Source organism: Pseudomonas sp. FSL W5-0299 (assembly GCF_005930655.1).
GTDB lineage: Bacteria > Pseudomonadota > Gammaproteobacteria > Pseudomonadales > Pseudomonadaceae > Aquipseudomonas > Aquipseudomonas mandelii.
Genome location: NZ_RXHX01000002.1, coordinates 282702 through 299079, shown reverse-complemented (window position 1 = coordinate 299079; position 16378 = coordinate 282702). Strand labels below are relative to the sequence as shown.

Sequence of the window (16378 nt, the reverse complement as noted above, 5' to 3'; positions counted from 1 at the left end):
AGGTGCTTGGAGAGGCGGCCTGGGTAAGGCCGCCGAATCTTCAGCGAGTTGTTGCCAGTTCCTGTTGGACGCTGGCGACAGTGCGAGGCCAAGGTTTACCAGCCTGAACCTTCGCTGGCAAGGCCTTGATGGCGGTCAGGGCTGCATCGCGGTTGGCGAAGTTACCGTAGGTGATGACGTAAAGCGGCTTGCCGTTGAGGACTTTCTTGAAGTAACGGTACTCGCCGCCCTGCTCTTTCACGAAGTTTTGCGCAGTCGCTTCGGAGCTGGTGCCGAGGATCTGCACCACGTAGTTGCTGGTAGGCTGCCCGGCGTACCAGGTGCCACCAGCGCCTTTCGCAGGAGCGGCGGCTGGCTTCTCGACAGGCTTGGCGGTGGCCACGGCGGCTGGCTTGGCTGGGGCTGGGGCCGGCTTCACGGCTGGCGCAGTCGGGACTGGCTTGGCGGTCGCAACCTGAGTCGGCGCAGGCACCGGTTTGGCGGCAGGCGTCGGCGCAGGGCCAGGCTGGATGCCCGCCGGCGGCGCAGTGGTGGTCACGGTTGGCGGTGTAGCGCTGGAACCTTCGACCGGCACACCGTCGTCGCCTTCGGTGATGCCACCGGCGGCTTCGGCCAGCGGACCGCGCATGACCGGTTGCGAGTTGCCGACCAGCGGCAATGGCATCGGCTGCGAATTGCCGGCGAATTCGACGGAAGGTGCCCCGCCGCTATTAGGTTGTGGCGTGCCCTGGCCGAGCGGCAGTTGCGCCTGTTCGTTGGCCGGCGCGCCGGTGGTCGGTGCTTTGCTGCGGCCCGGCATCAACCAGGCGGCGGCTACCGCGACCACGACGACGGCGGAAATCGCCAATACGTGTTTCTTCGGCATGTTGAACCCCATACTTGGACGCTTGACCGCTGAGCGGCTGGCAATCATGGCTTCGATCATTGCATCGCGGGCAACCTGGTTGATGTTGCCAGGCCAGCCGTCGGAGCTTTCGTGAATATCAGAGATCTGATCTGCGGTAAAAAGTTCGATACCCCGGCCGGCGCCTTCGAGCCGCTGGTCCAGGTATTCGCGGGTTTCTTCTTCGGTGTAAGGCTGCAGCTCAATGACGTGGAAGCGTTCTTCCTCGAGGCTCAGCGCGTCCAGTTGCGCAATCAGCGACGACTCACCGAACAGAAACACATGCGGACGACCTTCCGGCGCACCGGCGGCCAGGGCCAGCAAGGCCTCCAGCGCGGATTCGTCGAGCTGCTCGGCGTCATCGACCAGCAAATAGACTTCCTGCCCGGTCAGCGCCAGTTGCACGACCTGCGAAAGAATCGCATTGACCTCCGCCTGGGCAACATTCAGCGCCTGTGCCACCTGATGCAGCACGCCGGCCGCATCGCCAGCGCCACGGGCGGAAACCACCACGCTTTGCACCGATTGCTTGTTGGTGCTGGCCACCAGGGCCTGGCGCAACAGGGTCTTGCCGCTGCCCTGCGGGCCGGTGACCACCAGCAGCAACTGGCTATAGCGCGCCAGATGATGCAGCTGCCCCAGCACCGGTTTGCGCTGGGCCGGGAAGAATTTGAAGCCAGGCACCCGTGGAGCAAAAGGGTCATGACTCAACTGGTAATGGCCGAGGAAAGCCTCGTCGGCATGCAAACTAGTCATCGGGATCTTATTAACCTTTAAGCTGAGCCAGGGCGCGGTAATCCGCTCCCAGCGTGGCCTGTAAAACTTCTTTCGGATAATCGTCGGTCACCACCGCTTCGCCCATGTGGCGCAGCAGCACCAGGCGTAAACGACCGTCGATCACTTTCTTGTCAATTGCCATGTGTTCTAGAAAATCGGCTTCAGTCATCTCTTCAGGCGGGATGACCGGCAGGCCGGCACGCTGAAACAGGCGAATGCCGCGATCGCGTTCTTGCTCGCTGATCCAGCCCAATCGCGCGGACATTTCCAAAGCCATTACGGTGCCAGCAGCGACGGCTTCACCATGAAGCCAGACACCATAGCCCATATGGGTTTCGATAGCGTGGCCGAAGGTGTGGCCCAGGTTCAACGTGGCACGAACACCGGTTTCCTTCTCGTCGGCACCGACCACTTCAGCCTTGGCGGCGCAGGAACGCTCGATGGCATACGTCAGGGCGACCTGGTCCAGGGCGCGCAGGCGATCGACGTTTTCTTCGAGCCAGGTCAGGAATGGCTCGTCGCAGATCAGCCCGTACTTGATGACTTCCGCCAGCCCCGCTGAGAGTTCGCGGGCCGGCAGGGTGTTTAGGGTCGCGGTATCGATCAGCACGACGTTCGGCTGATAAAACGCGCCGACCATGTTCTTGCCCAGCGGATGGTTGATCCCGGTCTTGCCGCCCACCGAGGAGTCGACTTGCGACAGCAACGTGGTCGGGACCTGGATGAAATCGACACCGCGCTGATAGCAGGCAGCCGCGAAACCGGCCATGTCACCAATCACACCGCCACCGAGGGCGATCACCGTGGTACGGCGGTCGTGGCGTGCAGTCAGCAGGCCGTCGAAAATCAGTTGCAGGGTTTCCCAGGTCTTGAAGGCTTCGCCGTCGGGCAGCACCACGGAAATCACCGAGAACTGCGCGAGGCTGCGGGTCAGACGTTCGAGATAGAGCGGCGCAACGGTCTCGTTTGAGATGATCGCCACTTGCCGTCCGCGGATGTGCGGTACCAGCAGTTCCGGCTGATCCAACAAACCTTCGCCAATATGAATCGGGTAGCTGCGCTCGCCTAGATCGACCTTGAGTGTCTGCATGTGTCCCCACAGTGAAGATGGAATCAGGCGTCCTGCCTTGAATTAACGAATGTCCACGGCGTCTGCTGGTGTGACGCCGTTCGGTAGCCATCCGCCACAACCATGAGCAGTCGTGACAGGACGCCGAGGATAGCGCATTTCGCGCCTCGCTTTAACGGGGAGGTAGTTGCTGCAAGCGTTCGAGAATATCGAGCACGACCATTCGCGGCGGCCGCTCATCGGTTTCAACCACCAGGTCAGCGATTTCCCGATACAGCGGGTCGCGGATCGCCAGCAGATCCCGCAGGGTCTTGGCCGGATCAGCGGTGCGCAACAAGGGGCGATTGCGATCGCGGGACGTGCGGCCGACCTGCTGCTCGACAGAGGCATGCAGATAGACCACCCGACCGCCGGCGTGCAACGCCCGACGATTGGCTTCGCGCATCACCGCGCCACCACCGGTCGCCAACACCACGCCGTCGCAGCCGCACAGCTCGGCAATCATCGCCTGCTCGCGGTCACGAAAGCCCGGTTCGCCTTCTTTATCGAAAATCCACGGGATATTGGCGCCCGTGCGCAATTCAATTTCCTTATCGGAATCTTTGAACGGCAGGCGCAGCTCTTTGGCCAGCAACCGGCCGATGGTGCTTTTTCCAGCCCCCATCGGTCCAACAAGAATCAAATTTCGCACAGAATCAATGACTCACAGCAATCGCCTGGTTATTCATGATACGCGGAGTGAGAAATACCAGCAGCTCGGATTTTTTCTCCGAAACCACATCACGCCGGAAAAGGCGGCCAAGATACGGCACATCACCGAGAAATGGCACCTTATCTACAACCTTGCTCTGAGTATTTGAGAAAACCCCACCAATCACGATGGTCTCGCCATCATTGACCAGGACCTTGGCATTGACCTCGTTTTTCTTGATCGGGGGTACATCCTGGACCTTGTTCAGGTAGTCCGGCTCATCCTTGGTCACCTTGACCTCCATGATGATCCGGTTGTCCGGGGTGATCTGCGGCGTGACCTCAAGGGACAGCGACGCTTCCTTGAACGACACCGACGTGGCACCGCTGGAACTGGCTTCCTGATAGGGAATCTCGGTGCCCTTGAGAATTTTCGCGGTCTCCTTGTCGGACGTGACCACCTTGGGTTGTGAGACGATTTCGCCGTTACCGGTCTTCTCCATTGCGGTCAGCTCCAGGTCCAGCAACACGTTATCGGTGATGAAGGCGATGCCGATCCCCGAGGTGTTGCCCGCAGCGCCCAGGTCGACAAACGGCGAGTTGGTGCTGGTGCTGCCCGGAGTACCAATAGTGGTCGACGAGCCATTGCTGACGCCGGATGTGTTCCAGTTGCCCTTGTTCTGCACCGAACCGCCCCAGCGCACGCCGAGGCTTTTGTCGTAGTCGACGTTGGCTTCGACGATTCGAGCCTCGATCATCACCTGACGCACCGGGATATCTAGTTGCGCGACGATGCGACGAAGTTCGTCGAGTCGGTCCTGGGTCTGGTAGGCAATGATGTTGTTGGTCCGTTCATCAACCGTGATCGAACCCCGCTCGTCGATTTTCGCTTCGGCACTGGTCACCGACGTGAACAGCTTGGCGATGTCGGCGGCCTTGGCGTAGTTGACCTGCAGCAATTCGCGACGCAAAGGCGCGAGCTCGGAAATCTGCTTCTGCGATTCCAGTTCCTGACGTTCACGCGCGGCGATTTCATCGGCCGGCGCCACCAGCAGGACGTTACCGATCTTGCGCTTGTCCAGGCCTTTGGTTTTCAGCACCAGGTCCAGCGCCTGGTCCCACGGCACGTTCTGCAAACGCAAGGTGATGCCGCCCTGCACCGTGTCGCTGGCCACCAGATTGAGGTTGGTGAAATCAGCGATCAGTTGCAGCACCGAACGCACATCGATGTCCTGGAAATTCAGCGAGAGTTTTTCACCGGTATAGGCAAAACGTTCGGCGTTGCGCTTTTGCAGGTCGTCGACGGTCATTGGCCGAATGCTGACCGTCAGCTTGTTGTCGGTCTGGTAGGTCGAATAATCGAAGGCTCCACTAGGCTCGATACTGATCGTGGCCCGATCCCCCGTGGCGCTGGCATTGACGAACTGCACCGGGGTGGCGAAATCCTTGACGTCCAGGCGCACGCGCAACGGTTCTGGCAATTGGGTTTTGGCGAATCCCAGGATGATCTTTCCGTCGCGCTCCTGGATGTCCGGGGCGATGGACGGATCCGACAGATCAATCACTACATTGCCTTCACCCTGCGTACCGCGCTGGAAATCCACACCGCGAATGGCTTTGCCCACGGGCGCATAGGCTTTCGTCGGGGCGGGCATTGCAGTCGCGGCGCGAGGCGCGCGGGTAGTCGGCCGAGGCGTTTTGTTATTGGCGCCTTGCCCGACCACCACAATCAGGTTGTTGCCGTCGACACGGGCGCTGTACGGGGTCAACTGGGTCAGATTGATGATTAGCCGCGTCCGGTCCTTGGCTTCCACCACCGTCGCGCTACGGGCATTGCCACCACCCAGCTCACGACTCTTGCTCGAAAGCTGATTGACCACCCCGGGCAGATCCAGCGCGATTCGTGCCGGCGACTCGGTCGTATAACCGTGAGGTTGTGGGGGCGGGCCATCGAAAGACAACTTCAACTCGACACGATCACCCGGCAGCGCAGCAACATCCAGCGCTTTGAGGTTGGCCGCTTGTACCATCGGCGACAGCAACGCTATCCATAGCGAGATACCGAGGGTTGAGAAAATCCTGTTCATTATTCGAGTTCCACTATGAGTGCTCTTTCAAAGGGATGGTTCGTGGCCGTTCCAGCCAGGCGCCTTCGCCGTCGGGAACGATTTCGACCACATCGACTTGCGAGCCGCTGATGGCGACGATCCGTCCATCGTTACGCCCCAGGTAATCGCCGACTTTCAGCCGATGCACCCCGCCTGCCCCGCGCAACAGCGCAAAGGAGCCGGTTGCATTGGAGATCGTGCCGACCATTTCAAACTGCTCGATGTTGAAACCTTCGAGGTATTGCCTGGCCCGGTTGGGGTCGGGTTTGACGTTGCGCGAGCCGCGCTTCTGCCCCGCCAGATCGACCCTGACCTGCCGAGAAAACGGGCTGCGCAGGTTGGCAGCGTTATAGGTGAACGTTGGGTAAGACCGGAATGTCGGCGTTGGTTCAATCTTGCCCGGCGGCCGCAGACGGACTTCATTCATGAAGGCGTCGAGGTCGCCAACGTCATTGCCGTTGCCGCAACCGGCCAGGCCGGCGAGCAACACAACCATCGACACGCAACGAATCGGGTTCATTTCTGCAACCCCTTGTCGTTGTAGCGATAGGTCTTGGCAAGGATGCTCATGCGTAGTTTCGGACCGCCCTCGGGGTCGGCCGGCGCAAGGTCGAAATCATGCAGCGTAACGATCCGCGGCAACCCGGCCACGCCACTGACGAACGTCGCCAGGTCGTGATAGGCACCCGTCACGGTGATCTGGATCGGCAGTTCGATGTAGAACTGCTGGGCAACCTCCGGCAACAGCTTGATCTCTTCGAACTCCAGCCCGCTACCGAGGCCGGTGCGGGTGATGTCCTCCAGCAGCCCGGGCACCTCGGTATCGCTGGGCAATTGCCGCAGCAACACGCCAAAAGAGTTCTCCATCTCTTTCATTTGCTGGGTATACAGCTCCAGGTTTGCCGCCATGTGCGCCTTGTTCGCGAATTGCTCCTTGAGGGTCGACTCCTCTTCACGCTTGAGTCCGAGGTGATCTTCCTGATCGCTGATGTAAAAGGTGTAGCCGAGGGTCAACACCAGAACCATGAGCAAGACGCCCGCCAGGGCCTTGATCGCTGGCGGCCAGGACCCCATGTTGTTGGTGTCCAGATCGTTGATGTCGATCTTGCGCAGGCTTTCGAACCATTCCGAGGGGCTCATTTGCCAGCCTCCACAACGGCGGGCTGAGTCTGACGGACGGTCAACTGAAAGACGTTGGCCTGATCCAGCTGACCGGCGGTGGTGGCTTTGACTTCCGTGAGACTCGGCGCATCGAACCAATCGGACGCATCCAGATTGCGCATCAGGTCCGAAACACGATTGTTCGATTCCGCCGCACCGGTAATGGACAGGGTTTTTCCGGCCATTTTCACTTCGGTGAAATACACCCCGTCAGGCAGGGTACGCGCCAACTGGTCGAAAATCCGCCCACTGATCGGACGGTTACCTTGCAGGTCCTGGATGATGCGCATGCGCTCGACGAGCTGCTGGCGACGGGACTTCAGGTCGCTGATCTGCTTGATGCGCTCATCGACCACGGCAATCTGTTTGCCGATGTATTCGTTACGGGCCACTTGTCGGTCAATGGCGCTGCTGATGACCTGGTCCGCGATAAAAATCGCGCCCACCGAGCACACCAATACGCCGACCAGCGCCAGCAAAAAGCGCTTGCGGCGCTCTTCACGCAGCTCCTCGCGCCAGGGTAAAAGATTGATCCGTGCCATCAGTCGAAACTCCTGAGGGCGAGCCCGCAAGCGATCATCAGTGCTGGCGCATCGCTTGCCAGGGCCCCGGCGTTGACCTTGCTGCTCAATGCCATGTCGGAGAACGGATTGGCCACCTGGGTTGGCGTGCCCAACCGCTGCTCGATCAGGCGGTCAAGCCCCGGGACCGACGCGGTACCGCCAGCCAGCAGGATGTGATCGACCGCGTTGTACTGACCGGATGCGAAGAAGAACTGCAACGACCGGAAAACCTGCTGCACCAGCGCATCGCGAAACGGTTGCAAGACTTCGCTGACGTAGTCATCCGGCAACCCGCCCTGCTTCTTCGCCAGCCCCGCCTGTTCGACGGTCAGGCCATAACGACGCTGGATTTCCTCCGTGAGCTGACGACCACCGAACAATTGTTCCCGGGTGTAGATGATCCGCCCGTTGTACAGCACGCTCAGGGTGGTCATGGTCGCGCCGATGTCGACCACCGCCACGGTCAGCCCCTCCTGAGAGACCGCCAGTTGCCCCGCCAGCAAGGAGAACGACCGCTCCAGCGCATAGGCCTCGACATCCACCACTCGCGCGGTCAGGCCGGCCAGCGCCAGGGCAGCTTCACGCACCTCCACGTTTTCCTTGCGACAGGCCGCCAGCAGCACATTGACCCGTTCGGGGTTACGCACCGACACGCCCTGGACTTCGAAGTCGATGGCGACTTCATCCAATGGATAGGGGATGTACTGATCGGCCTCGATCTTCAGCTGGTTTTCCATCTCGTCATCGGAAAGACCTGCGTCCATCTCGATGGTTTTGGTGATGACTGCCGAACCGGCGACGGCCACGGCGACATTCCTGAGGTTGGTTTTGGCCTTGAGCAGCACGCGCGCGAGTGCCTGGCCCACGCCTTCGAGCTCGGCGATATTTTTTTCGACCACTGCGTTGGTAGGCAAGGGCTCGACCGCATAGGCCTCGACCCGATAACGCTCACCCTGGCGACTTAGCTCAAGCAACTTCACCGACGTGGAGCTGATGTCGATGCCCAGAAGCGTATTGGCTTTTTTATTGAAGAGTCCTAGCACTACCAATTCCCTATGACTATCCGTGTCTTACGGACTCTGTAATACCCATTGCGTTCAAACCACCCGTCTTGACAGCAGCGCAAATGACGCCCTCGACGGAAAAATGCTTATAATGCCCAGCGATTTTTTCCGGTTTTTACTGCAAGCGCGGGTCGTTCCCTGTTATCTGAACCCTGTTGCCCAATTCATTCTTTGCCCTGGATATCCCAAAGCCTTGATTCGTCTGCTGAAATTTTTCGGTTGGTCCATCGTCGCCGTTTTCTGCGGACTGCTCCTTGGTCTGAGCGGCGCGTTTCTTTACCTTAGTCCGGGATTGCCATCTGTGGAGGCTCTGCGAAGCATCCAGTTGCAGATTCCATTGCGGGTATACAGCAGCGACAACAAGTTGATCGCAGAATTTGGCGAGATGCGCCGCACACCAATCCGTTTCGCCGACATTCCCCCCAATTTCATCAATGCGTTACTAAGTGCTGAAGACGATAATTTCGCCAACCACTACGGCGTCGATCCCAGCAGCTTGATGCGCGCTGCAACCCAGTTGGTAAAAAGCGGACACATCCAGTCCGGCGGCAGCACCATCACCATGCAGGTGGCGAAGAACTTCTTCCTGACCAGCGAACGCAGCTTCTCGCGCAAAACCACCGAAATCCTCCTGGCCCTGCAGATCGAACGGCAGCTGACCAAGGACGAAATCCTGGAGCTGTACGTCAACAAGATCTACCTGGGTAACCGCGCCTATGGCATCGAAGCCGCCGCGCAGGTTTACTACGGCAAATCGATTCGTGATGTCAGCCTGGCGCAGATGGCGATGATCGCCGGCCTGCCAAAAGCCCCTTCGCGCTTCAACCCGCTGGCCAATCCGGCCCGCAGCAAGGAACGTCGCGACTGGATCCTGGGGCGCATGTACAAGCTCGGCAAAATCACCGAAGCCGACTACACCACTGCGATCAACGAACCGCTGAACGCCAGCTACCACGTGCCGACGCCGGAAGTGAACGCGCCGTACATTGCTGAAATGGCCCGTGCCGAAATGGTCGGCCGCTATGGCAGCGATGCGTACACCGAAGGTTTTCGCGTGACCACGACGGTGCCGAGCAATCTCCAGGAAATGGCCAACACCGCGCTGCACGAAGGCTTGATGACCTACGATCAGCGTCACGGCTATCGCGGTCCCGAGTCGCGCCTGCCGGGCAAGACTCGCGAGGCCTGGGCCACCGAACTGACCAAACAGCGGACCATCAGCAGCCTCGAGCCCGCCATCGTCACTCAGGTCGACAAGACTGGCCTGCAAGTATTGACCCGCACCGGCGAAGAACACGTCGGCTGGGACAGCATGAAATGGGCGCGTCCGTTCCTGAACACCAACAGCATGGGCGCCAATCCGAAGCAGCCCTCGGACGTGGCTCAGGTCGGTGACCTGATTCGCGTGCAGCGCCAACCGGACAATTCGCTGAAGTTCAGCCAGATCCCGCAAGCGCAAGGCGCGCTGGTGTCACTTGATCCGCAGAACGGCGCCATTCGCTCGCTGGTCGGTGGTTTCGCCTTTGAGCAGAGCAACTACAACCGCGCCATGCAGGCCAAGCGTCAGCCGGGTTCGAGCTTCAAGCCCTTCGTGTACAGCGCCGCGCTGGATAATGGCTACACCGCCGCCAGCCTGGTGAACGATGCGCCGATCGTGTTCGTCGATGAATACCTGGACAAGGTCTGGCGCCCGAAGAACGACACCAACACCTTCCTCGGCCCGATCCGCCTGCGCGAAGGGCTGTACAAGTCGCGCAACCTGGTGTCGATCCGTCTGGTGCAGGCGCTGGGCATCGATCGCACCATCGACTACATCAGCAAGTTCGGCTTCAACAAGCAGGACCTGCCGCGCAACCTGTCCCTGGCCCTGGGCACCGCGACCCTGACGCCAATGGAAATCGCCACCGGCTGGAGCACCTTCGCCAACGGTGGCTACAAAATCAGCCCGTACATCATCGACAAGATCGAAAGCCGCAATGGCGACACGCTGTTCGTCGCCAACCCGCCGAGCGTTCCTCAGGGCGCCGCAGTGACCAACGGCATCGCCGCACCGACCGACGCCCAGGCATTCACGGTCAATGCGACTCCAGGGGAAGCTCCAGCCGCACCCGGCACTGCGCCGCAAACGCCGGCCGTGGCCGAACGCATCGTCGACGGTCGCACCACTTACATCCTCAACAGCATGCTTGAGGACGTGATCAAACTCGGCACCGGCCGCCGCGCACTGGCCTTGGGTCGCAGTGACATTGCGGGCAAGACCGGTACCACCAACGAATCCAAGGACGCCTGGTTCTCCGGCTACAACGCCGATTACGTAACCACCGTCTGGACCGGGTTCGATCAGCCTGAAAGCCTGGGCAAGCGCGAGTTCGGTGGCACCGTCGCGCTGCCGATCTGGATGAACTACATGGCGGCCGCGCTCAAGGACAAGCCGCCTCACACTCAACCAGAGCCGGAAGGCATTCTCAGTTTGCGGGTTGACCCCGTCAGCGGCCGTGCGGCCAGCCCAGGCACGCCTGGCGCGTACTTCGAGCTGTTCAAGGCCGAGGACACGCCTCCGTCGGTGAATGAACTGGGTAACGGCAATGCGCCGGGCAGCCCGCTGCCAGCGGACGAAGCAGCGCCAATCGATCTGTTCTGATCGCGTAGCGCAACGCAAAAGCCCCGCCTTCTCAAGAAGAGCGGGGCTTTTTATGGCCTGCAGGTTTTGCTTTGTCCTTGAGGGCCTCTCCGCGGGCAAACCTCGCTCCTACGGACATGGAAAGTTCCCAGCGCTTGCCCCTGTAGGAGCGAGGCTTGCCCGCAAAGAGATCCTTACAGACACCACAAAAACCACAGACAAAAAAAAGCCCCGACTCAAATGAGCCGGGGCTTTCGGTTGAAGCGCTACAACGGCTTAGCCGTTGAACACGTCATCCACGCTTTTCAGCGGGTAGTTCTTCGGATACGGCAGGGTCGCTACGCCGGTCTCGATGGCGGCCTTGGCCACGGCATCGGAGATCACGGTGATCAGGCGGGCATCCATTGGCTTCGGAATGATGTACTCACGACCGAATTCCAGCTTGATGCCGCCGTAGGCGTCGCACACTTCCTGAGGAACCGGCAGCTTGGCCAGTTCGCGCAGGGCGTTGGCCGCTGCCACTTTCATTTCTTCGTTGATGCGCTTGGCGCGAACGTCCAGGGCACCGCGGAAGATGAACGGGAAGCCCAATACGTTGTTGACCTGGTTCGGGTAGTCCGAACGGCCGGTCGCCATGATCACGTCGTCACGGGTGGCGTGCGCCAGTTCCGGGGCGATTTCCGGATCCGGGTTCGAGCAGGCGAACACGATCGGGTTGGCCGCCATGGACTTCAGGCCTTCAGCGCTCAGCAGGTTCGGGCCGGACAGGCCAACGAACACGTCAGCACCGGTCAGGGCGTCAGCCAGGGTGCGCTTGTCGGTCGCGTGAGCGAAGACAGCCTTGTACTGGTTCAGGTCGTCACGGCCGGAGTGGATCACACCGGTACGGTCAACCATGAAGATGTTTTCGATGTTGGCGCCCATGCTCACCAGCAATTTCATGCAGGAGATGGCGGCCGCACCGGCGCCCAGGCAGACGATCTTGGCGTCAGCGAGGGTTTTGCCAGCGATTTCCAGGGCGTTGATCATGCCGGCCGCGGTAACGATTGCGGTGCCGTGCTGGTCATCGTGGAACACTGGAATGTCGCACTGCTCGATCAGAGCGCGCTCGATCTCAAAGCACTCAGGTGCCTTGATGTCTTCCAGGTTGATGCCGCCGAAGGTGATGGAGATACGCTTGACGGTGTCGATGAAGGCTTGCGGGCTTTCGGAGTCGACTTCGATGTCGAAAACGTCGATGCCGGCGAAGCGCTTGAACAACACGCCCTTACCTTCCATGACTGGCTTGGAAGCCAATGGGCCGAGGTTACCCAGGCCGAGAATCGCGGTGCCATCGGAAATGACTGCAACCAGGTTGCCTTTGCCGGTGTATTTGTAGGCCAGTTCAGGATCGCGGGCGATTTCGCGTACTGGTTCGGCTACGCCGGGGCTGTAGGCCAGCGACAGGTCGCGGGCGGTAGCGGTGGCCTTGGTGAGCTCGACACTCAGCTTCCCTGGACGAGGATGGGCATGATATTCGAGAGCGGCAGTTTTCAAATCAGACATGTGGGCATTCCGCTTTTACTGTTGGACAGACGGACCGCCGAGGATACGCGTGTCGCAAAGTCCCCACAAGACTGACCGGTCACCCCTGTCAAGCGCCCTGCCCTACGACTTTGGGCCAAGAGCCGCGGAACACAAGGGATAGACTGTTCACAATCGCTATAAAAAATGTCTACAATTTTTTATCGGGGCGCCGCTTGCAGCATCGCCGGATCGGTCAGCGGCAGAAGCCAGCGTGCCTGCCCGGATTTCAAGCCGCCCCGACGCGATCGATCCACGACCCAGCCACGCGCCTCAATCTGCTTGCCCTTCAGCCGCTCAAGCGATGCAACATCGAACTGCCCGAGCAAATTGGGTGCAACGCGCAATACAACCGCGTCCTGCAACTCAATCCAAACTCCGCCGCGATTGCGCTGAACCTTGCTCACACGACCACTGAGCACGGCAAAACCGGAGGCGTTGATCTGCTCCGCTTTCAGTACAGGGGATTGCCGCCACAGGCCAAGGCCGGCCTGACGGGCGCTGAGTTCGGCGGCTTGCTGACAGCTGACCAAATCGACATTCGGCGCGACCGCCACTTGAAAACCAAGGCCCTCGGCGAGCATCTGCGCTTCGAGGTTGGCGCCATTGGCGCCATAAACATGGGCCAGCGTGCGACCGTAATGATCTTTGCTTTCTTTGCCGGGCAGCAAACCCACGCGCCCGTCGCTGGCCGCCACCAGCGCTTCCAGGCGTTTGCGCGCGACCACGGCGAACGGCTCGTCGGAACGGCCCTGCTTGCCCAGCTCAGGCGTATTCAAGCCGATCATGCGCACACTGCGGCCATCGCTCAGGCGCAAAGTGTCGCCATCCACCACACGCTGCACCGCGACGGGTGTAAGCCCGCTCGGCACCGGGCAGAAGGCCTGGGCGCCGGACAGCCAAATCGCGGACACAAAAAAGGCGCCCGCGAGGGACGCCTTTTTCGTTAGCAAGGTAAAGCCCATGGGGCTTTTCAAGCTTACTCTGCAGCAGCAGGAGCTTTCTTGCCGAAAGCGCCGAAACGGTCTGCGAAGCGCTGTACACGGCCGCCAGTATCCAGAGTCTTCTGCTTACCGGTGTAGAACGGGTGGCATTCGTTGCAAACGTCGATCGGCAGAGCTTTGCCGAAGGTCGAACGGGTTTCGAACTTGTTGCCACAGCTGCAAGTAACAGCAATGACTGGATAATCTGGATGGATATCGGCTTTCATGGTGTCTTCCTCGAGCTAGCGTGCCGCCACTCAACACTATTGTTGAATACCGCACGTAATTAGGCCGCGGATTCTACCAGACAATGCCAATCGCGCAAGCTGTCGCTTCTACCGACCGTCTGCTAGGCTCCCCGCCTGATATGTGCCCCTTGTGGGAGCGGGCTTGCTCGCGAATACGGCCTGCCAGCCAGCGATGAGGTGTCTGACCCAACGCATACGCGAGCAAGCCCACTCCCACAATTAGTATGCGTCCGACTTCTTTTACTGCCCGTTTATCGAGATCCCCGCGTGCCCGACGCCATTTTGCGCCTCGCCCTGCCTTCGCCGCTGCGCCGCCTGTTCGATTACCGTGCCCCGGCCGGGATCCTGCGCGCCCAGTTGCAACCGGGCATGCGCCTGCGGGTGCCGTTTGGCCGGCGGGAGATGATCGGGATTCTGGTGGAGGTCACCGACACCAGCGAAGTCCCGGTGGAAAAGCTCAAACCGGCGCTGGCCCTGCTCGACGCCACCCCGCCGCTACCGCCAGCACTGTTCAAGCTGTGCCTGTGGACCTCGCAGTATTACCAGCACAGCCTCGGTGACACCTTGAGCTGGGCGCTTCCGGTGTTGCTGCGCCAGGGCGAATTGGCCGAGGCGCGCCAGGAACGCTTCTGGTCCGCCGCGCCCGGTGCCAGCCTGGATGATCCGCGTATCGCCCGTGCCCCGCGCCAGCGCGAAGCCCTGGCCACGTTGGCCCAGCACCCTCACGGCGTGGCCCATCAGTTGTTGAGCAAACTGATGCTGAGCAAGGACAGCCTGGATCTGCTGCTGGCCAAGGATCTGGTGCAGGTGGAAATCCGCAAGCACGCTCCCGGCGCCCGCCACGAACATTGGCTGGCGCAACCGGAATTGCCGCTCAACCCTGAGCAGCGTGCCGCGTATGAAGCGATTCGCGCCGGGTTCGACAGTTATCATGCGTTCCTGCTGGCCGGCGTTACCGGCAGCGGCAAGACCGAAGTCTATCTGCAGCTGATCCGCGAAACGCTCGAAGCCGGCAAGCAGGCGCTGGTGCTGATCCCGGAGATCAACCTCGGCCCGCAAACCCTGGCGCGCTTCGAGCAGCGTTTCAATGCGCGCATCGCCCTGATTCACTCGGCAGTCAATGATCGGGAGCGCCTCGAGGCCTGGCTCGCGGCCCGGGACGGTGACGCCGACATCATTATCGGCACCCGCTCGGCGCTGTTCACGCCGATGAAAAATCCCGGCCTGATCATCATCGACGAAGAGCACGACGGCTCCTATAAACAGCAGGAAGGCCTGCGCTATCACGCCCGCGATCTGGCTTTGGTGCGCGCGCGGCAGGAAAACATCCCGATTGTCCTCGGCTCCGCCACGCCTTCACTGGAAAGCCTGCACAACGCCTACACCGGTCGGTATGGGCTCCTACGCCTGAACGAGCGTGCTGGCGGCGCCAAACAACCGCGATTCCTGCGTCTCGATGTAAAAAGCCGTCCGCTGGATAGCGGTATTTCAGGGCCGATGCAGCAAGCCATCGGCCAGACGCTGGCGGCTGGCCAGCAAGTCCTTGTGTTTCTCAATCGTCGCGGCTTTGCGCCGACGCTGCTGTGTCATGACTGCGGCTGGATGTCCGAGTGCCAGCGCTGCGATGCGCGGATGACCGTGCACCAGCGCTCCGGCGAATTGCGCTGCCACCATTGCGGCTACGTGGAACGCGTGCCGCGGCATTGCCCGAAGTGCGGCAAGGTCGATTTACGGCCGGTGGGTGCCGGCACCGAACGCGCAGAAGAGCGCCTGGCGATTCTGTTCCCGGACGTCCCGGTGCTGCGGGTCGACCGCGACAGTACGTCGCGCAAGGACGCGATGAATCAGTTATTCGCCACCATCCAGAAAGGCCAGCCGTGCATTCTGGTGGGCACGCAAATGCTCGCCAAAGGGCACCACTTTCCACGGGTAACGCTGGTGTCGATTCTCGATGCCGACGGTGGATTGTTCTCTGGCGACTTCCGCGCCAGCGAGCGCATGGCACAGTTGATCGTTCAGGTGGCAGGTCGGGCCGGGCGGGCCGAAGAGCCGGGCAAGGTGATTATCCAGACGCACCTGGCCGATCATCCTCTGCTGGTGCAATTGACCGAACAAGGCTATTTCGCCTTTGCCGAACAGGCCTTGAGCGAACGCCGCTCGGCAGGATTGCCGCCGTTTGCGCATTTGGCGTTGCTGCGGGCTGAAGCGCATAAACCGGGACAGGCCGAAGGTTTTCTCGATGAGGCGTGTAGCGAGGCCGAGCGCTTGCTGGCTGAGCAGAATCTGACCGGTATTGAGCTGCTCGGCCCGGTGCCGGCTCCGATGGAACGCCGGGCCGGGCGTTATCGTGCGCAGTTGTTGTTGCAAGCCACGGCCCGGGCGCCGTTGCATCGGCTGCTGAGTAGCTGGTTGCTGGCGCTGGAGCAGATGCCGAGCGGCCGGGCGGTGCGTTGGTCGCTGGATGTGGATCCCGTCGATTTGTATTGATTGGTCAATTGCCTTCGTGGGCAAGGCTCGCTCCTACAGGGGGAGAGTCGTTTGCCAATATTGTGAACGACACAAATCTGTAGGAGCGAGGCTGGCCCGCGAAGAGGCCCGATTTGTCACCACATATCCATAACCTGCCCGCTATAGTTGGCAAGCCCGTCT

The 16378-nt window shown here is 60.7% G+C and carries 13 protein-coding genes; 2 read left to right on the top strand and 11 right to left on the bottom strand.

Annotated elements, in window-relative coordinates; genetic code table 11:
- Positions 1-40: 40 nt before the first annotated feature.
- From FHL16_RS05125 to FHL16_RS05090, 8 genes are all read right to left on the bottom strand, one after another.
- A complete protein-coding gene (locus FHL16_RS05125) occupies positions 41-1639 on the bottom strand; it encodes an SPOR domain-containing protein (protein WP_077747615.1) in 1599 nt (532 codons plus the stop codon).
- Positions 1640-1649: 10 nt separating this feature from the next.
- On the bottom strand, positions 1650-2750 hold the full coding sequence (aroB, locus tag FHL16_RS05120; protein ID WP_077747614.1) for a 3-dehydroquinate synthase: 1101 nt from the start codon (positions 2748-2750) through the stop codon (positions 1650-1652).
- A 151-nt stretch (positions 2751-2901) separates the two neighbouring features.
- The gene (aroK, locus tag FHL16_RS05115) at positions 2902-3420 is read right to left on the bottom strand and encodes a shikimate kinase AroK (protein ID WP_010464421.1); all 519 of its coding nucleotides are present in this window, start codon (positions 3418-3420) and stop codon (positions 2902-2904) included.
- A 4-nt stretch (positions 3421-3424) separates the two neighbouring features.
- A complete protein-coding gene (gene pilQ / locus FHL16_RS05110) occupies positions 3425-5506 on the bottom strand; it encodes a type IV pilus secretin PilQ (protein ID WP_042932443.1) in 2082 nt (693 codons plus the stop codon).
- A 13-nt stretch (positions 5507-5519) separates the two neighbouring features.
- Positions 5520-6047: a pilus assembly protein PilP gene (locus FHL16_RS05105; protein WP_010464425.1), complete on the bottom strand. Its 528-nt coding sequence runs from the start codon at positions 6045-6047 to the stop codon at positions 5520-5522.
- A complete protein-coding gene (gene pilO, locus FHL16_RS05100) occupies positions 6044-6667 on the bottom strand; it encodes a type 4a pilus biogenesis protein PilO (RefSeq protein ID WP_010464427.1) in 624 nt (207 codons plus the stop codon). The genes FHL16_RS05105 and pilO overlap by 4 nt, the downstream gene beginning before the upstream one ends.
- On the bottom strand, positions 6664-7230 hold the full coding sequence (locus tag FHL16_RS05095; protein WP_010464430.1) for a PilN domain-containing protein: 567 nt from the start codon (positions 7228-7230) through the stop codon (positions 6664-6666). The genes pilO and FHL16_RS05095 overlap by 4 nt, the downstream gene beginning before the upstream one ends.
- Positions 7230-8294 (bottom strand): pilus assembly protein PilM, encoded by a 1065-nt coding sequence (locus FHL16_RS05090; protein ID WP_010464432.1) that lies wholly within the window; start codon positions 8292-8294, stop codon positions 7230-7232. Before FHL16_RS05090 ends, FHL16_RS05095 begins: the two co-directional genes overlap by 1 nt.
- 217 nt (positions 8295-8511) lie before the next feature.
- On the opposite strand from FHL16_RS05090, the gene FHL16_RS05085 reads away from it, so the two are divergent.
- On the top strand, positions 8512-10956 hold the full coding sequence (locus tag FHL16_RS05085; protein WP_370693249.1) for a penicillin-binding protein 1A: 2445 nt from the start codon (positions 8512-8514) through the stop codon (positions 10954-10956).
- 255 nt (positions 10957-11211) lie between these two features.
- On the opposite strand, the gene FHL16_RS05080 is transcribed toward FHL16_RS05085, so the two are convergent.
- From FHL16_RS05080 to rpmE, 3 genes are all read right to left on the bottom strand, one after another.
- Complete coding sequence (locus FHL16_RS05080; protein ID WP_010464435.1) at positions 11212-12480, bottom strand: malic enzyme-like NAD(P)-binding protein; 1269 nt, start codon at positions 12478-12480, stop codon at positions 11212-11214.
- 179 nt (positions 12481-12659) lie between these two features.
- Entirely contained in the window at positions 12660-13463 is an 804-nt protein-coding gene (locus FHL16_RS05075; protein ID WP_077747613.1) for a thermonuclease family protein, read from the bottom strand.
- A gap of 14 nt (positions 13464-13477) precedes the next feature.
- Positions 13478-13708, bottom strand: coding sequence for a 50S ribosomal protein L31 (rpmE, locus tag FHL16_RS05070; protein WP_077747612.1), 231 nt, complete (start codon positions 13706-13708; stop codon positions 13478-13480).
- A 288-nt stretch (positions 13709-13996) separates the two neighbouring features.
- Here rpmE and FHL16_RS05065 point away from each other — a divergent pair, with 288 nt between their 5' ends.
- Positions 13997-16216, top strand: a complete 2220-nt coding sequence (locus FHL16_RS05065) for a primosomal protein N' (RefSeq protein ID WP_010464441.1) — start codon at positions 13997-13999, stop codon at positions 16214-16216.
- Positions 16217-16378: the final 162 nt, after the last annotated feature.